14 protein-coding genes are annotated in these 16,440 nt (G+C 41.7%); 10 read left to right on the forward strand and 4 right to left on the reverse strand.

Going from position 1 to position 16,440, the window contains the following annotated elements:
- Genes MST18_RS00645 through MST18_RS00670 form a run of 6 tightly spaced genes read left to right on the forward strand, consistent with a single transcriptional unit; the run spans position 1 to position 5,645 of the window.
- Complete coding sequence (locus MST18_RS00645; RefSeq protein WP_180113243.1) at positions 1–1,254, forward strand: MFS transporter; 1,254 nt, start codon at positions 1–3, stop codon at positions 1,252–1,254.
- Positions 1,251–2,099, forward strand: a complete 849-nt coding sequence (locus MST18_RS00650; RefSeq protein ID WP_180133300.1) for an ABC transporter permease — start codon at positions 1,251–1,253, stop codon at positions 2,097–2,099. The genes MST18_RS00645 and MST18_RS00650 overlap by 4 nt, the downstream gene beginning before the upstream one ends.
- Positions 2,096–2,890 (forward strand): ABC transporter permease, encoded by a 795-nt coding sequence (locus MST18_RS00655; RefSeq protein WP_180133299.1) that lies wholly within the window; start codon positions 2,096–2,098, stop codon positions 2,888–2,890. The genes MST18_RS00650 and MST18_RS00655 overlap by 4 nt, the downstream gene beginning before the upstream one ends.
- A gap of 12 nt (positions 2,891–2,902) precedes the next feature.
- Complete coding sequence (locus MST18_RS00660; RefSeq protein ID WP_257227518.1) at positions 2,903–3,958, forward strand: ABC transporter substrate-binding protein; 1,056 nt, start codon at positions 2,903–2,905, stop codon at positions 3,956–3,958.
- Between the two features lie 2 nt (positions 3,959–3,960).
- Positions 3,961–4,794 carry an ABC transporter ATP-binding protein gene (locus MST18_RS00665; RefSeq protein WP_078191496.1) on the forward strand — a complete coding sequence of 278 codons (834 nt, stop codon included), beginning with the start codon at positions 3,961–3,963 and terminating at the stop codon, positions 4,792–4,794.
- Between the two features lie 20 nt (positions 4,795–4,814).
- A complete protein-coding gene (locus MST18_RS00670; protein WP_078194039.1) occupies positions 4,815–5,645 on the forward strand; it encodes an ABC transporter permease in 831 nt (276 codons plus the stop codon).
- Positions 5,646–5,816: 171 nt separating this feature from the next.
- Here MST18_RS00670 and MST18_RS00675 read toward each other — a convergent pair whose 3' ends face one another.
- Positions 5,817–6,911 (reverse strand): sigma-54-dependent Fis family transcriptional regulator, encoded by a 1,095-nt coding sequence (locus tag MST18_RS00675; RefSeq protein WP_180133298.1) that lies wholly within the window; start codon positions 6,909–6,911, stop codon positions 5,817–5,819.
- A 230-nt stretch (positions 6,912–7,141) separates the two neighbouring features.
- Here MST18_RS00675 and MST18_RS00680 point away from each other — a divergent pair, with 230 nt between their 5' ends.
- Both MST18_RS00680 and MST18_RS00685 read left to right on the forward strand, forming a co-directional pair.
- Positions 7,142–7,357 (forward strand): molybdopterin-binding protein, encoded by a 216-nt coding sequence (locus MST18_RS00680; protein ID WP_180133297.1) that lies wholly within the window; start codon positions 7,142–7,144, stop codon positions 7,355–7,357.
- 45 nt (positions 7,358–7,402) lie between these two features.
- On the forward strand, positions 7,403–8,227 hold the full coding sequence (locus tag MST18_RS00685) for an ABC transporter ATP-binding protein (protein ID WP_078194037.1): 825 nt from the start codon (positions 7,403–7,405) through the stop codon (positions 8,225–8,227).
- A gap of 165 nt (positions 8,228–8,392) precedes the next feature.
- On the opposite strand, the gene MST18_RS00690 is transcribed toward MST18_RS00685, so the two are convergent.
- The 3 genes from MST18_RS00690 to MST18_RS00700 form a co-directional block, all read right to left on the reverse strand.
- On the reverse strand, positions 8,393–9,757 hold the full coding sequence (locus MST18_RS00690; RefSeq protein ID WP_180110235.1) for an LLM class flavin-dependent oxidoreductase: 1,365 nt from the start codon (positions 9,755–9,757) through the stop codon (positions 8,393–8,395).
- 253 nt (positions 9,758–10,010) lie between these two features.
- Complete coding sequence (locus tag MST18_RS00695) at positions 10,011–11,378, reverse strand: MATE family efflux transporter (protein ID WP_180035133.1); 1,368 nt, start codon at positions 11,376–11,378, stop codon at positions 10,011–10,013.
- A 147-nt stretch (positions 11,379–11,525) separates the two neighbouring features.
- Complete coding sequence (locus MST18_RS00700; RefSeq protein ID WP_180133296.1) at positions 11,526–12,680, reverse strand: methionine aminotransferase; 1,155 nt, start codon at positions 12,678–12,680, stop codon at positions 11,526–11,528.
- A gap of 230 nt (positions 12,681–12,910) precedes the next feature.
- On the opposite strand from MST18_RS00700, the gene MST18_RS00705 reads away from it, so the two are divergent.
- Together MST18_RS00705 and MST18_RS00710 are read left to right on the forward strand one after the other, a co-directional pair.
- Positions 12,911–15,526 (forward strand): type VI secretion system Vgr family protein, encoded by a 2,616-nt coding sequence (locus MST18_RS00705; RefSeq protein WP_180133295.1) that lies wholly within the window; start codon positions 12,911–12,913, stop codon positions 15,524–15,526.
- Complete coding sequence (locus MST18_RS00710; protein WP_180039770.1) at positions 15,527–16,432, forward strand: DUF4123 domain-containing protein; 906 nt, start codon at positions 15,527–15,529, stop codon at positions 16,430–16,432.
- Positions 16,433–16,440: the final 8 nt, after the last annotated feature.

Here is a 16,440-nt window from a genome sequence, read left to right on the forward strand (position 1 = left end):
ATGAGTCGTCCGATTGAAAGCAATGTAATTGCCAGTCCATTAACCACCAAATTTATGAGCAGTTTTGTGCTGCTCACGATTTTGGCTGGACTGGGTGTGGGTGTCGCACGGGTATTAATTTCCTTGTATGCCGTGCATTTAGAAGCCACCGAATTGCAATTGGGGTTAATTTCAGCAGCGCAAAATTTTGGCATTTTGATCATGGCATTGCCGATTGGCGTGTTGGTACAGCGCTTTGGGTCTTTGAAAATATTCTGCATCGGCAGTGTGTTGGGCGCTGTGGTCTATAGCTTAACGCCACTCAAAGCTGGTGCATGGTACCTCTTTGCGGTGACAGCCTTGGTGAGTTTTGTCTTACCTATGCGTTTTGTTTCGATCAATACCGTTTTTCTGAGCAATTTAAAGCGTTTAGGTCCAGCCCGTGCGGGTTGGTTTCGCGGTTCGCACATGATGGGATATTTCCTGATTGCACCTGCATTGAGCGTGTTGTTGATCGAGCATTTCGGCTATGGCGGAAGTTTTTATGTGGTGTCTTTGCTTTTTTTAGGCACCTTGCTGTTGGCTCCGTGGTGCTTTCAACGTAGTACTCCGCAAGCGACGAATCGCCCGCATTTTCAATGGCGGGATATTGTGGCGCCTTTGGCACTCATCAAAACCCATGCCTCATTACGGATTGTTTGCATATTGGAATTTTTGAGCAGCGTGGCAAATAACTACTTTGGCTTTTTCATTGTGGTGATTGCTATCCAAAGTTTTGCACTTTCGGAGCCAATGGCAGTGATGCTGCTGACAGTACAAGGCATTGTCTTTGTGGGATCGCTATTTAGCATGGGCGGTTTGGCTGAGCTGATGGGATATCAAAAATTTTATTTGATTGGCCTAAGCCTGATGGCAACGGCATTACTGATCTTAGCCCTAACCAAGATCACGCTGTTGATGTGGCCTGCTTCGGTCATGTTTGGACTTGGACTCGGTATGTTGCATATCGCCAATTTTATGTCTTTCGCCCGAGTGGGTGAGCAAACCGCGATGGCTAAGATTTCTCCAATTTTAGCCCTCGTCGGACCTTCGGGTGGACTGTTGGGTGGCTTGATAGGCGCCGTATTTGGCGCACAGGTTGGACTACAAAACTTATTTTTACCAATCGGGCTGGTGTTTATTGGTCTGATTATTTTGATCAGCAAAGATCAGGAATTTATTCAATTTTTAAAACCTGATGTCTCAGAACAGAGCGTAAAAGGACAAGAATTATGAGCCTTACGGATGTATCTGCACATTCGGTTCCCTTGCAAAGTGACCGAAGTGCGTTGGATTTTTTTAAGACCTATTTAAAACTAACTTTGCAAGTGGCGTGTGGACTCCTGATGCCAGTTTTGTTGTTCGGTCTATGGTATGTGGCAACACTTAAACAGTGGTTGCCTGAGCAGATTTTACCTGCACCGAGTCTGGTGTGGCAAAGCACAGTCGAATTATGGCAAAGCGGTGAATTGAGTTTTCATTTTGCCATCAGTGCCAAACGTATTTTATGGAGTGTCTTGCTTGGTGCCAGTGTCGGGATTTTGCTTGGTACTGTGTTGGGATTAGCAAAGCGTAGTCGGGACTTTATTTTTCCAACGGTGAATCTTGTTGCGCAATTTCCCATAGTTGGCTGGATTCCATTATTGACGATTTTCTTAGGCATCGATGAGGCTTTGAAGATTGCCGCTATTTCATTGGCTGTTTTACCACCGGTGTTGATTGCAACCTATAAGGGCATTACTCATGTGCCGAATAGTTTGATGGAAGTGGCAGAGGTTTACCAATACAGCAATTGGCAGAAACTCAAAGAGGTGATTTTCCCAGCTGCACTACCTAGTGTGATCAGTGGTTTACGTCAAGGCATTATGCAGGCGTGGTTGGCATTGGTTTTTGTCGAGTTATTAGCAAGTAGTGAAGGGATTGGTTATCTCATGGTGTGGGGACGTCAGCTGATGCAGATGGATTTGATCTTCATGGCGATCATTTTGATTGGTATTACGGGCTATGTCTTAGATACCTTGCTGGCTTGGTTAGAAAAAACGGCGCGCTTTCACGCAACCCGAGTAGGAGGGAACTCATGAGCATTCTTTCATTACACGGGGCAGCGCGCCAAGTCTTAGTTAAAGCAGCAAAGGCACTCGTTCTACCTGTGGCATTTATCGCACTGTGGGCAGTAGCCTCACAGCAAAATTGGGTTGATCCAAAGTTGATTCCTAGTCCATGGCTCGTGCTGCAAAAAGCAGTAACCGTGCTCCAACAACCGAGCTTTTTGACAGGCTTTGGCGAAAGTTTGGCGCGAAATTTTATCGGCTATGGCATAGGTGCGATAGCAGGTGTGTTATTTGGCATCTTAATCGCGAGTTCACGCCTTTCGAATTGGTTATTTGCACCGAGCTTTCATATATTGCGTCAAATTTCACTGTTTGCATGGTTGCCACTAATTTCGACTTTTTTAGGTGAGGGACATGGCGCCAAAGTGCTGTTTATTACTTTGTCGGTGTTTTACCCCGTGGCGCTACATACCTTTGAAGGTGTGAGCAGTATTTCGCATAAATATCGTGAAGTGGCCGAAGCCTACCAATTTCCCAAGACATACGCGTTTCGTAAATTGATATTACCCGGTGCTTCTGCGCAGATTTTTGTCGGTTTACAACTTGGGCTGATTTTCGCATGGCTTGCCACCATCGGCTCTGAATTTTTATTGGCGAACTATGGCAATGGTCTAGGCAATATCGTGATTCAAGGGCGTCAGGCTTTTGATGTCGAACTGATTATTTTTGGCATGTTGCTGATAGGCATTGTGGGCGTGTTACTCAATACGGTACTGACTTGGGTTGAGCGTAAAGTTTTAGCTTGGCAGCAGGTTGGATAGGAGAACATAACAATGAAAAAAATGACAATCCATAACATTCCTCAACTCTGGCGCAATATGTTCCTTGCAGCATTGGTCGGTGGCACAGCCTTGGTTGGTTGCAGCACACAGCGAGTGGATGAACCTCAGCAAGTGGCTTTAAAAGAACTACGCTATCAAAGCTATCCGGGACTGGTGTCATTACCTGAATTGGCACAAGACTTGGGCTATTTAGGCGACGTTAAACTCAGTTATGTCGGCACGGTACAAGGTGGGCCACAAGATTTACTCACTTTGGTGGCCGGTGATGTTGATTTTGCTGGCGCCTTTAATGGTGCTGTGGTGAAAGTCATCGCTGCGGGTCTAGATGTCGTTCCCGTAGTGGCTTCTTATGGCAGTGATGCTGAACAAAACGTGGGTTTTTATGTGCTAGAAAATAGTCCTATTCGTAGCCCACGAGACTTTATTGGCAAGAAAGTCGCAGTGAATGCCTACGGGGCGCATTATGATTTTGTGGTGAAAGATTATTTGGCTCGCCATGGATTAACCGATGATGAAATCCGTCAAGTTGAGCTGATTATGTTGCCACCGGTGAGCTCAGAACAAGCCTTAAGGAATGGGCAAATTGATATTGCAGTGTTCTCTGGCATTTTGGAAAAACGGGCCTTAAAAAATGGTGGTGTACGCAGCATCTTTAAAGATATTGATTTATACGGCCCCTTTACCGCAGGTAGTTTTTCGATGCGAGGAGAGTTTATTCAAGCGCATCCCGAGTTGGCTCGTACTTTTGTCAGTGGCGTAGCTAAAGCACAGGAATGGTTACACAACACGCCGAAAGAGCAAATCATTGCTCGTATGGAAAGTATTATCGAAAAACGTCAACGCAATGAAAATACAGCACTGATTCCATATTACACAGGCACAGGTGTCCACGAAGTGGGTGGTGTGCAAAAAGATCAGGATTTTGCCCCATGGGTGAGTGCCTTAGAAAAAGAACACAAATTAAAACCAAATCAAATTGAGGTCAGTCGCATCTATAGCAATGAATTTAATCCCTATGCGCAAGACCAAAAATCAAAAGGAATATAACAATGACCAGTGCATTACATTTAGATCACGTGCGTAAGGTATTTCCTGCACAAAACCATGTCGGCAGTAAAAATTATAAGCCTGAATTTGTTGCCGTAGAAAATGTCACTTTGGATATTCAGCCGGGTGAATTTGTTTCAATCGTGGGGCCAAGTGGCTGCGGAAAATCTACATTATTAGACTTAATTGCGGGTTTAACCAAACCGTCGGCAGGGCAGATTTTACTGAGTGGCAAGCAGATTACTCAACCGGGTTTAGACCGTGGCATTGTGTTTCAGCAATATGCGCTCTATCCATGGTTAACCGCACTGGAAAATATCGAATTTGGTCTAGAAGCCAAAGGCGTAGCAAAAAAAGAACGCCGTGAAAAAGCCGAATACTATTTACAGCTTGTGGGTCTCAGTGGCTTTGAAAAGCATTATCCGAATGAGCTTTCCGGCGGGATGAAACAGCGGGTTGCGATTGCCCGAAGTTTGGCTTATGAACCAGAAATTTTATTAATGGATGAGCCCTTTGCTGCCCTAGATGCGCAAACCCGAGAAACCTTACAAGCCGAGCTGATCAATATCTGGAAAAGCTCGAAAAAAACCATTGTTTTTATTACTCACAGTATTGATGAAGCAATTTATCTGAGTCAGCGAGTGGCGATTATGACCTCAAGACCGGGGCGAATTAAGGAAGTGATTGAAATTCCTCAAAGCTTGCGCAGCTCCAGTGAAGATGTCCGTTCATTGCCTGAATATGGCCGAATTCGCCATAAAATTTGGTCATTGCTCAGTGAAGAAGTGATTAAAGCGCAAGCCCTTGAAAAACATAAACAGCTTGCACATAACTAAAATATTCAGAGGATTTATTTATGTCATCGACTAAACAAGCCATCAGTTATACGCAATCGTATAACGACATTAAACCCAGACTACAATTCACTTGGTTAAACACGGTCTTTAAACGCACCATTGCCATTGTGGCTTTTTTCTTGCTGTGGGAGATTCTGCCGCGGAGTGGTGTGGTCAATCCGGCTTTTTTACCGCCGTTATCTGTGGTATTGGAAACTACATGGCAGCTATATCAAAGCGGTCAATTAGGCATCCATTTCTTGGCCAGTATAAAGCGTTCCATTATTGGTTTCATTTTGGCCCTAGCGATCGCCATTCCTTTAGGTCTCATCATTGGTTGGTACAAGCTCGTGGCTGAAACCTTAAATCCCTTGTTAGAATTGTTTCGAAATACCACAGCATTGGCGTTGATGCCGCTGTTTATCTTATTTTTAGGCATTGGTGAAACCTCAAAAATCAGTCTGTTGGTCTACGCGTGCACATGGCCGATTTTATTGAACACTATTACAGGCGTACAAACGGTCGATCCTTTACTGATTAAATCGGCACGAACCATGGGCCTAAAACCCTATCAATTGTTCCGAAAAGTGATTCTGCCTGCGTCGGTTCCGACGATTTTTGTCGGTATCCGTCTAGCAGGGGCAATTTCTATTTTGGCCTTAGTTGCAGTAGAAATGTTTGGTGCCAAAGCAGGTCTGGGATATCTGATTATTTATTCGCAATTTAGCTTTGAAATTCCACAAATGTTTGTAGGCATATTAGTCATTACCCTCGTAGGCTTATCCTTTAACTATTTCTTGATTGGACTAGAAAAATACTTTACAGCGTGGAAACGAAACCCCGTGGAATAATCTAGAAAAAATGTAAAAATAAATAACAACCTCGGGATATGCTGAGGTTTTTTATTACTGATTTTTTATATTTAAAATAATGCAATGAATAAAGAATAATGTAGATGAATATTTATGTATCAGTTTTTGGGATTATTATTTTAATGTGGAGTAAATAAAAATATGACTTATTTATAATAAGCCATATTTAATTAGGCGAGTGCGAATCACGTTCCTTGTCACTCCAAGCAAACGAGCCGTATGCACTTGATTGTATTGACAGTGCTGATACGCACTTCGGATAAATTTTTCTTCAATCAGCTCATTAATATTGTCATGCTTAAGTTGATTTTCGGCTTGAAAAATTTGTAAAAAGGTCTGCTCAAGTAACTGTCCAGCATCTTGAATATCCTTGATATAGGCTACAGCCGAGGTGGAATTTTGTAAGTTAAAAGGTTCTGCACGCAAAAACGACGATGCACTTTGAATACTCGAAAAACTAATATCTTCTGGTTCAATCACACCTTTTTTACTGACTAAAATCGCATGTTGAATGGTATTTTCTAATTCGCGAATATTTCCCGGCCAGCTATGTAAATGGAGTTTCTTGAGCGCCAATGGGCTGAGGCGTAATGGTGTGTCATGTGGGTTGGTTTGATAGACCTGAATGAAGTGTTTAACCAAAGGCAAAATGTCACCACGACGCTCTGAGAGACGTGGAATGCGTAGCAACGCCACATGTAAGCGGTAGAATAAATCTTCCCTGAAACGCCCGTCCTGTACGGCATGCTCTAAATCGACATTGGTTGCGGCTATGATTCGGACATTAATTGGAATGGATTTGAGTGAGCCGACTCGAACGATCTCTCTTTCTTGTAAAACACGGAGTAATTTGACTTGCATAGGCAAGGACAGGTCACCAATTTCATCTAAAAATAAGGTGCCATTATGGGCTGCTTCAAACCAACCGACACGGCTATTAATTGCCCCTGTAAAGGCTCCTTTTTCATGTCCAAATAATTCGCTTTCGACCAAGGATTCGGTAAAGGCACCACAGTTCACTGCGATAAATGGACCTTTGGCACGATGGCTTAATTGGTGGATTTGGCGTGCAACCAACTCTTTACCTGTGCCCGTATCACCAATGATGAGTGCATTGGCCTCACTTGGTGCAATTTGTTCAATTCGAGACAACAACGCTTGCGATAAAGGGTCTGCAAAGACCGTCGCTGTTGCCCGTTTATGTTTCAGTGCAGAGGGCACTGCAGGGTGGGTCAAAATAGACATATCGTTTCTTATAGTTGTTGAAAATGCAGATCATGATGAAAGATTTAAAAATAAAAGATAAATAATAATTCGATATTTAAATATCAGTTTCACCGATAAATTCATGCGTGGATTATTTATCTGATTTTAAGATAAATAAAATCGGGATAACTAAAGGATAAATCAAGATATAGCAAGTGATTGAACTGTTTTATAGTAAAGCTCTCTTAATAACAAAAGGCATAATTAAAATGGCGATTACTTCAGTAAATGTGCGAAACCAATTCAAAGGCGTGATTAATGAAATCGTAGAAGGTCCTGTGGTTTCAGAAATTGATGTGGAAACCAAAGCGGGCTTTTTTACGTCCGTGATCACGACACGTTCGGTGAAGGATTTAGGCTTAAAAGTAGGTTCAGAGGTGGTGGTGTTAATTAAATCGACGGAAGTGTCACTGGCTAAACTCTAAGGTTTAGTCCAGCAAAGTTTGTCAGCACAAATAGAGAATAATGATATGAGCGTAGAACAAGCTGGTTCGGTTTCTATTCAGCAGCTAACGAAACATTATCCCACACAAAAGCAAGAAGACTTAACCGTACTTAAGGACATTAACTTGAATATTCAGCCGGGTGAGTTCATTAGTATTGTGGGAAGTAGTGGCTGCGGAAAATCCACATTATTACGGTTGTTGGTTGGTCTAGAGCGTCAGTTTCAGGGCCAGATTTTGGTTGATGGTCAGCCTATACAGGGCACGAGTTTGGAACGTGGTATCGTGTTTCAAGATCATCGCCTGTTTCCATGGTTGACGGTACGGGAAAATGTACGGATTGCATTGCATAAAAGCCAGTTTAGCCGTGCAGAAGAAGATGTATTGATTGATGAACATTTAGAGTTGGTCAAATTAACCCAATTTAAAGATGCTTATCCTTCGCAGTTGTCTGGTGGGATGAATCAACGTGTGGCGATTGCCCGTAGTTTGGTGAATCGACCACAGATTTTACTGCTCGATGAACCCTTTGGCGCACTTGATGCGTTGACGCGTCAAAATTTACAGGATGAATTACAGCGAATCTGGCAAAGTGAAAAAATCACCATGATCATTGTCACCCATGATGTCGAAGAGGCTGTCTTTTTGGGCGATCGAGTGGTGGTCATGCAGCCGCATCCGGGACGAATTAAACGTATTGTAGATATTCATTTAGCCCATCCGCGTAAACGCGAAGATGTCCGTCTGACCAATATTAAAAATGACATTTTGACTGACTTTAGTGATCCAGTAAAAGATCAGTTGCTTGAACCTTTATCTCACCGATTTGCCGATTATAAATTTGCATGGTAAGTCTGAATTGACCATCACCTAGACAATGTCAAAGCCCTGAATTCAGGGCTTTTTTTAGGCTTATCAAATATAGGTCAGTATGATCATCGCTTAAGTTGGATTAATATCAGTCCATAAAAATGCCCCAGTTGGGGCATTTGTTTTTCAGTTTTATTAAACGTTGGTTTATGAGGCTTGGGAGGTATGTCTTTTTTCTAAAACATATTGGTTTTCAGGTCGTTTTAAACCTAAGTTTTCTCGTAAGGTCTTGCCTTCGTATGCCGTTCGGAATAGACCGCGACGTTGTAGTTCAGGAACGATGAGATCGACAAAGTCATTTAACCCTGCAGGTGTTGTTGGCGGCAGTACATTAAAACCATCGGCAGCGTCATTCTCAAACCATTCTTGCAGTTGGTCTACGACTTGTTCAGGCGTGCCGATCAAGGTCCAATGTCCACGGGCTGAAGCGATATATTGATAGAGCTGACGAATACTAAAATTGTGCTTCCGGGCAATATCAATCATCATCTGCTGACGACTGGAGAAATTAATGTCTGCATCTTCTATTTTCGGGAAAGGGGCATCTAGATCAAATTTGGCCAGATTAATGCCACCTGCCAAAGCAGACAATAAACTTAAACCCACTTCTGGGTGAATTAAACTATTTAAAAAGTCATATTTTTCTTGGGCTTCTTGCTCTGTCTTGGCAACAAAAATCGAAACCCCCGGCATAATTTTCAGGTCATCTGCATGGCGGCCATATTTCACTAAGCGGTTTTTGACATCACGATAAAAGGCTTGCGCATCTGCTAAGTTCTGCTGTGCTGTAAAAATCACTTCGGCATATTTACCGGCTAGTTCACGACCATCTTCAGATTGCCCAGCTTGAACAATCACCGGATAGCCTTGCGGTGGGCGAGAGACGTTGAGAGCACCCAGTACCTGATAGTATTGGCCCTGATGATTGGGCTGATGTTGTTTTCGGGCATCAAAAAATTGCCCAGTTTCTTTGTTGTAATGGAAGGTATCATCCTCCCATGAGTCCCAAAGTTTTTGAGTCACCTCAATAAATTCATCGGCACGTTCGTAACGCTCTTTGGGTTCAGGGTGCTGCTGAATGTTAAAGTTTTTTGCGGCATCGGCAGAGGCTGTCGTTACCACATTCCACGCAGCACGACCTTTAGAAATATGATCTAAAGAAGCAAATTTACGCGCCAAAATGTAAGGGTCTTCATAAGTCGTGGATGCTGTGGCAATAAAGCCTATATTTTGCGTCACAGCCGACAGTGCAGCAAACAATGTAACAGGTTCAAAGCCGACGCCTTTATCGCCCAAACCTTTCTCACCTTCGACAGCAGAACTCCAACGGACAGACAGACCATCGGCAAGAAAGTAGGCATCGAATAGACCGCGTTCTGCGGTTTTTGCCAGTTCAATTGCATAATCAATATTGAGATGATCTTGTGGGCGAGATTCAGGATGACGCCAACCCGCGACATGCTGTGAGGTGGTTGGAATAAAAGCCCCAAGCTTTATTTGACGTTTAGACATAAAAAATTTCTCATCCCAATTATTCTTAAAAGATAAAAGGGATAAGAACAAAATCTATGCCAAACCGTAATTGTTTGAAAATATGCAATTTTTAATTTTAATTGGTTCTAGGTGTAGATAAATCAACAGGATATAAAACCAAATGTTGAAAAATAAACAGCAGTTTAACAGCAAACTTTATGCATGAATCTGTACAAAATTCCCCATATTGAGATGCAAAGCTGCGGATTGGATTGAACGCTATTAGCAAACTTTATAGCAATACTTTGATGGCTTTTCGTCTCCATACCAGTTGGTAATACAGCCCTTGTAAAATACATAAGCTGACAAAAGCCAAAGCATAGGCATACCAAATGCCTTTTAAGCCCCACCATTCACTGAATAGGTAGGCACACGGCACTTCAATGCAAATAATCGCCATAATATTAATAATCATCGGCACGGTCACCGTTCCGCTAGCCCGCATAATGGAAGCAAAAATAGCACTGGCACCAAAAAATAAAATCGACCAAAGCACAATGAACAGCAATTCTTGACCGAGAACCACAACTTCAGGATCTGTAATAAATAGCGCCATTAAATATTTAGAGAATAAATAGCCCAATGCCACCAAGATGCCAGTAATAATGAAATTCATCCCGATGGCCGTACGTTTCACGCGATTAATTAGTTCAGATTGACCCGAACCGATGGCTTGCGCGGCAAAAATAGAAGCTGCAATCGCGATGGACAAGGCCGGGAATTGGATATAGTTCAAAACCTGATTGACCGCGCCATATGCAGCAGTGGCATCAGCACCATGGCGGTTAACTAAACCGACAATCACGAGACCGGCCACAGAGGTCGTGACCATCTGTATACCCGTAGGAATGCCTAGTTTTAAGATAATTTTGCTGAGATCATGTTGATGGCGAATATGACGAATCAACTCGAAGTCGAGTTTGAGCGGGTGATCTTTCTTTTTTAAATAGAAATATAAAAATACCAAGGCAATTAAAAAGCCGATATGACTGGCAATGGCAGGGGCAATAATACCTAAACTTGGAAATCCAAATTTTCCGGCAATCAGCACGGGTGTAATGATCAGCCCTGAACCAATGGTCATACCTGACGCAATCAGCGGTGTTGTACTGTCACCGACCCCACGCAAAATCGAGGTGTAAATAATATAAATAAAGAGTAGTGGACTACCCGCAAGCATCCATTGCACATAAGGCAAAGATAAATGCATCACGTCAGGGGCTGTGCCTAAGGCCAATAAAATGGGCTTGGCAAATATAACCCCTAAAAAGGCAATAATGCTGCCACCAATCAAGGTCATAAAAAGGGTGGAACCCACCACAGTACGAACTTTTTCAAGATTCTGCGCGCCCCAAGCTTGCCCCACCAACACGGTTGCACCTGCCGAGAGCCCGATCACAAAAGCCATTAAACAGAACAAGATCGGGAAAAATACCGCAACGGCTGCAATGGCATGCACCCCAAGCATCTGACCGACAAAAACGGTGTTAATGGTCCCAGATAAATTCTGCAAAATATTGGTGGCGATCAAAGGCACCAGAAAAACTAAAAACGTTTTCCATAAATTTTGCTGAGTAACGAGGGACTGTTGTTTTGACATGCTCAGGTCCTAGACGCGGCTTTTTATGATTTTAAGTTACTGATAACACTATCATGTTGGCATTCAAAAAAGCCTTAGTTTTTGAGTAACCAAGGCTTCATTATTTCTACATGTCTGTTTTAAAAAAACGTTTGGGCAGATACGGCTTTAAACCGCGGAGAGAATCTCTGCAGCTTGATCTAAGGTGGCATCTTGTTTGGCAAAACAGAAGCGTAATAATCGTAAATTTTCCGGCGGTTTTTGATAGAACACTGAGACAGGAATCGCCACGATTTTATGTTGCTCTGCCAACAACTGACACATTTCCACATCGCTTAAATCTGGGCGTATGGCACTGTAATCAAGGTTTTGGAAATAGGTACCTGCGGACGGAATCAACTCAAATTTAGAGTGGCTTAAGCCCGCATTGAAACGGTCACGCTTGGCTTGGTAAAAATCGGCCAATTCAGCAATGTGCTCAGGATGTTCTGCCATAAAGTTAGCCAATGCCATTTGTACGGGCGTAACACCGCAGAAATTTGCAAATTGATAGATTTGGCGAAACACTTGCATCAAGGCTGGCGCTGCAATGCAATAACCAGTTTTCCACCCTGTGACATGAAAAGTTTTACCAAATGAACCCACGACAAAACTACGTTCACGCAGCTCAGGAAATGACAAAGCAGATAGATGCTGACGACCATCAAAAATTAAATGCTCATAGACCTCATCCGACAGCACAATAATATTTTTATCTCGAATCAGTTCGATCAAGTTGAGCCAGTCCTCACGATCCCAAATAGCACCTGTTGGATTATGCGGTGTATTGACAATAATCATCCGGGTTTTGTCGTTAATCGCAGCGGCAACACGATTCCAATCCACAGTAAAATGGGGCGTCTCTAAGGCAATGTGAATGGGATGAGCCCCAACCAATTTTACACTGGGCGCATAACTGTCATAGCTCGGATCAAAAATAATCACTTCGTCACCCGCATGAACCACGGCTTGAATGGCACTAAAAATACCAATGGTTGCACCCGGGGTAATGGTCACTTCGGTGTGAGGGTCAATATTTAATTGGTCTCGATGGGCAAACAGTTGGACCAATTGCTCACGTAAATGCATCAGTCCATCGCCGGGTGCATATTGGTTAAAACCCTGTTGCGTCGCATCACTTAGCGCATTTAACAGCGCTGGAGGTGCAGGAAAATCAGGAAAACCTTGAGATAAATTCAGTGCATTTAGACGCTGCGCCATTGCGCTCATGACGCTAAAAATAGTCACACCTTGTGCAGGCAGTTTGGATTCAATTGTGATCATGGAGCTTAAAATTTTTAATAGGTTGCATTTTGAGTGTAGCAGCATCTCAGCGGCTGCGAAAAGTTAGATCAGCAAAATTGATCCAGTATTGACGTTCCTATTCTCTTGAATCCTAAAGTGATGCAAAAGCCAAAAAGAAGAATTCAACAATTTACTTACAAAACAAGGTGGACGAAAAAATAATCATTTTCTAAAATACGAAGTTTATAAAAAATATTTTCCTTATAACAATGCTTAAAAATATTCACGCCATGGTGGAAAACTTTGGCTTTAGCGTACAGAAACGTGCGCTACATATTCATTTTTCAAATGAATCATTAAACACAGAAGTTTTTATTCAACGGATTGAGGGTCAACACCGTATCAATCAAGGCTTTCGTGCGGAAATTATTTGTCTCTCGACCAATGCTCATCTGGCTTTAAAGCAGTTTATCGGTGGCCGAGTGGCTGTCGATCAAGTGACAGATTTGGGACAACTCAGTCGCCTGACTGGTGTAATTACGGGGGCTAGCCAAGGTCAAAGTGATGGTGCACTGACCGTTTATAAACTGGTGATTGAGGATGCCACAGCGCTCTGGCATAAGCGTCGTAACAGCCGTGTCTTTATGAATAAATCGGTACGGGAGATGACCGAGATTATTTTTAGTGAATGGCAGAAAAAAAGTGCGCTGTTTGCTGCCAGTTTAAGTCTGAACTTAGAGGGGTTGGCACGTACTTATGATGTGCGTCCATTCACCATGCAGGCGAATGAAAGTGATTATGCATTTTTAACCCGCCTTTGGCGCAGTGAAGGGATCAATTGGTTAATTGATGAAGCGGAGTTATTTGTCGCATTTTCGGCTGCACCGATGCAAGCACAGAGGCTGCGTTTAATTGATACGAATCAGGCTTATAGTGCTTTAGAGCGGAAAAAAATTCGCTTTCATCGGAGTCATGCCACGGAACGTTTAGACACGATCACCAGTTTTGTGGCAGAACGCTTTTTACAATCGACCACGATTCAAACGCAGCGTTGGCAAGCTCAACAATTGGCACAAGACCAAAGTAATCCGCTCTTAAGTGCCCATGCACAGAGTGAGCAACAGCATAATGAAACCTTAAGTTTAGAGCAGGCGTGGACCGTAAGTTCGGCTTGGACAACTGACCTTAAAGGTGCAGATCAGGCGACCACTTCAAATACACAGCAATTGGATCAGTTGAATCGGCAACTCAATCAATATCAGGAATTACAAGCCAAATATTTTACCGCCAGCAGTAGCGTAAGGGATGCACAAGTTGGGTATTGGTTTGAATTAGAAAATCATCCTGAAATCGATCAACATCAAACGACAGATCGTGAATTTCTCATATTGGGCAAAGCATTTTATAACCAAAATAATTTACCCAAAGATATTTTGGTTCAATTAGAAAAGTTACTTGCGGCGAGCCGTTGGCTATCTTTAGGGGATGAACGGCAGGCCAATGAGTTGTATGTGGTCCGTCGGCAAATTTCCGTGGTGCCTGAATATGATCCTTTATTACACCGGCCACCTGCGTTTCCACAGCGGGCTAAAGTGGTCGGTCCAGAAGGTGAAAGTATTTATGTCGATGCTTGGGGGCGTATCAAAGTTCGTTTTACGTTTACCCGTAGCGATGACCACAGTCATGATGGCGGAGCAGGGAGTAATGATAATGACAGTGACTCGGCTTGGGTTGATGTACTGACCCCATGGGCAGGTGAAGGTTATGGCGCACGTTTTCATCCTCGTATTGGCGAGATCGTGGTCATCGACTTTTTTGAGGGTAATGTGGATCGTCCCTTTGTAGTAGGACGAATACATGAGGCTGAGCGCTCTCAGACCATGTTTGATCTCAAAGGTCAGCTTCCTGAAACCAAAAAGCTCAGTGGTATCCGTTCGCAGGAAGTTGCGGGAGCAGGCTTTAACCAACTACGCTTTGATGACACGACGGGGCAGATCAGTACCCAATTACAGAGTAGTCATGGAAATAGCCAGTTAAATTTAGGAAACCTTAGTCACTCAAAAGAAAACGATACAAGTGAAGGTAGAGGCGCTGGGTTTGAATTAAGGAGTGATTTAGCTGGTGCAATACGCAGTAAAGGGCTATATATATCTACATATGAACAACCCAAAGCTGAAAAAAATCAATTAGAAATTAAAGATGCAATTGATCAACTTTCTGAAAGTTTATCAGAGATGCAAATACTTTCTGAGTATGCTGAAAAGCAAAAGGCTGAGCCTGCTGATATGCTTCAAAATATTGAAATTTATATAAAAAAAATTGAAGAGCAATGGCTTGAATTAAATGCAATGAAAGAAGCTTTTATGTTGATAGCTTCACCTGAAAGTATAGGAATGCTTGCAGGGAAAAATATTCATCTAAATGCATTAGATAGTTTAACAATCGGTAGCGGAAAATCAATAAACTTAAGTAGTAGTGAAAATCTTATTTTAAATGCTAAAAAGAAAGCTAGTTTTTTTGTTGGTGAAGATGATTTAAAAGTTTATACAGCCAAAGGAAAGATGGATGTACAAGTCCAAGATAATACGATGGATTTATCCTCAAGGTTGGACTTAACCATTACATCTTCTGAAGGGAAAGTGGAAATAAACAGCCCAAATGAAATAGTTTTGAAGGCAAAAAACAGTGCTATTAAAATTGATGGTAATGGAGTCACTATTATTACTCCTCAAACATTTACATCAAAAGCAAGTCAACATATTTTCACAACGGGTGTATCTGTAACTCCTAAATTGCCAATTTTTCCAAATAATATTTGTTGGGAATGTCTTGCTCGTAGATCCTCTCAAAGAGGTGCATTTGTAAATAAAGGGGACGGGTTGTAAATGATAGATAATCAAATTAATATTTTATTTAAGACATTTGAAAAATATCCTTTAGAAGATATAGGGTTAAATATATATGCACTTGCAGATGCAGCACAAGACAAGAAGTTTTTAACTAAATTAAATAATTTAAGAATGAAATGTTTATTAAAGGAAGCAAGTGGTGATAAAGCGCGAGAAATCTCTCCTCATTTAATTACATTACCAAAAGACTTTGAAAGTATAGAGTGGAGTTGGATTTCAAAAAATATTTCAGGTACTCCTAAAATGACAATTATAATTAGTAAACTTTCTTTTGAGGAGTTATATGATCATTTACGTAGTTTCCTGGAGGTTAAATTTGAAGGTGGGCTTGAAATGATACTAGCTTTTTGGGATCCATTAATACTGGCAACATTAATTGGTAATGAGAAAGATAAAACTTTATATGTTAATGGACCAGTATTTGATTGTGAGCAAGCTTCAGTTTTATTGGAACCTATTCAAAGTTGGTGGTACTGGGATAGATTAGGCAAGTTACAGGTTTTATTTGGTTTAAATAATGTTTATAACGATTTTAAAGAAAACAAAACCCCCCCATTAGTTTTTACCTCTGATCAGGAAGAATTAATGGTTGAAGCAACCTTTCCTGATAATATAATCTATTATCTGAAATTAAATAACTCTTTCTTAATAAAAGATATCCCTGAAATTGAATTATATGATTTTGTTACTTGTTCAATTCCTGAGGCTAGATTGTATGGATTAAGTGGTACAAGAGATATTTTAAACTTTATTTGTATGAAAATAATTTATGGAAATGATTACTTAAATAATTTAAAAGTTAATGAGGTTCTAAATCTATTAAAAGATAAAAAAATAGATATGGATGAAGCAATGAAATTGTTAGTTATTAAGGCTAGTTAGTATAAATA

Origin of the sequence: Acinetobacter sp. YH12068_T (assembly GCF_024606005.1) — a bacterium.
GTDB lineage: Bacteria > Pseudomonadota > Gammaproteobacteria > Pseudomonadales > Moraxellaceae > Acinetobacter > Acinetobacter amyesii.

What these genes read in the sequence shown, in the direction of transcription:
- MST18_RS00655 (WP_180133299.1), top strand. Translation starts at nt 2,096, where the DNA reads ATGAGCATTCTTTCATTACACGGGGCAGCGCGCCAAGTCTTAGTTAAA.
- MST18_RS00690 (WP_180110235.1), bottom strand. Translation starts at nt 9,757, where the DNA reads ATGTCTAAACGTCAAATAAAGCTTGGGGCTTTTATTCCAACCACCTCA.
- MST18_RS00665 (WP_078191496.1), top strand. Translation starts at nt 3,961, where the DNA reads ATGACCAGTGCATTACATTTAGATCACGTGCGTAAGGTATTTCCTGCA.
- MST18_RS00685 (WP_078194037.1), top strand. Translation starts at nt 7,403, where the DNA reads ATGAGCGTAGAACAAGCTGGTTCGGTTTCTATTCAGCAGCTAACGAAA.
- MST18_RS00705 (WP_180133295.1), top strand. Translation starts at nt 12,911, where the DNA reads ATGCTTAAAAATATTCACGCCATGGTGGAAAACTTTGGCTTTAGCGTA.
- MST18_RS00675 (WP_180133298.1), bottom strand. Translation starts at nt 6,911, where the DNA reads ATGTCTATTTTGACCCACCCTGCAGTGCCCTCTGCACTGAAACATAAA.
- MST18_RS00670 (WP_078194039.1), top strand. Translation starts at nt 4,815, where the DNA reads ATGTCATCGACTAAACAAGCCATCAGTTATACGCAATCGTATAACGAC.
- MST18_RS00645 (WP_180113243.1), top strand. Translation starts at nt 1, where the DNA reads ATGAGTCGTCCGATTGAAAGCAATGTAATTGCCAGTCCATTAACCACC.
- MST18_RS00695 (WP_180035133.1), bottom strand. Translation starts at nt 11,378, where the DNA reads ATGTCAAAACAACAGTCCCTCGTTACTCAGCAAAATTTATGGAAAACG.
- MST18_RS00660 (WP_257227518.1), top strand. Translation starts at nt 2,903, where the DNA reads ATGAAAAAAATGACAATCCATAACATTCCTCAACTCTGGCGCAATATG.
- MST18_RS00650 (WP_180133300.1), top strand. Translation starts at nt 1,251, where the DNA reads ATGAGCCTTACGGATGTATCTGCACATTCGGTTCCCTTGCAAAGTGAC.
- MST18_RS00680 (WP_180133297.1), top strand. Translation starts at nt 7,142, where the DNA reads ATGGCGATTACTTCAGTAAATGTGCGAAACCAATTCAAAGGCGTGATT.
- MST18_RS00710 (WP_180039770.1), top strand. Translation starts at nt 15,527, where the DNA reads ATGATAGATAATCAAATTAATATTTTATTTAAGACATTTGAAAAATAT.
- MST18_RS00700 (WP_180133296.1), bottom strand. Translation starts at nt 12,680, where the DNA reads ATGATCACAATTGAATCCAAACTGCCTGCACAAGGTGTGACTATTTTT.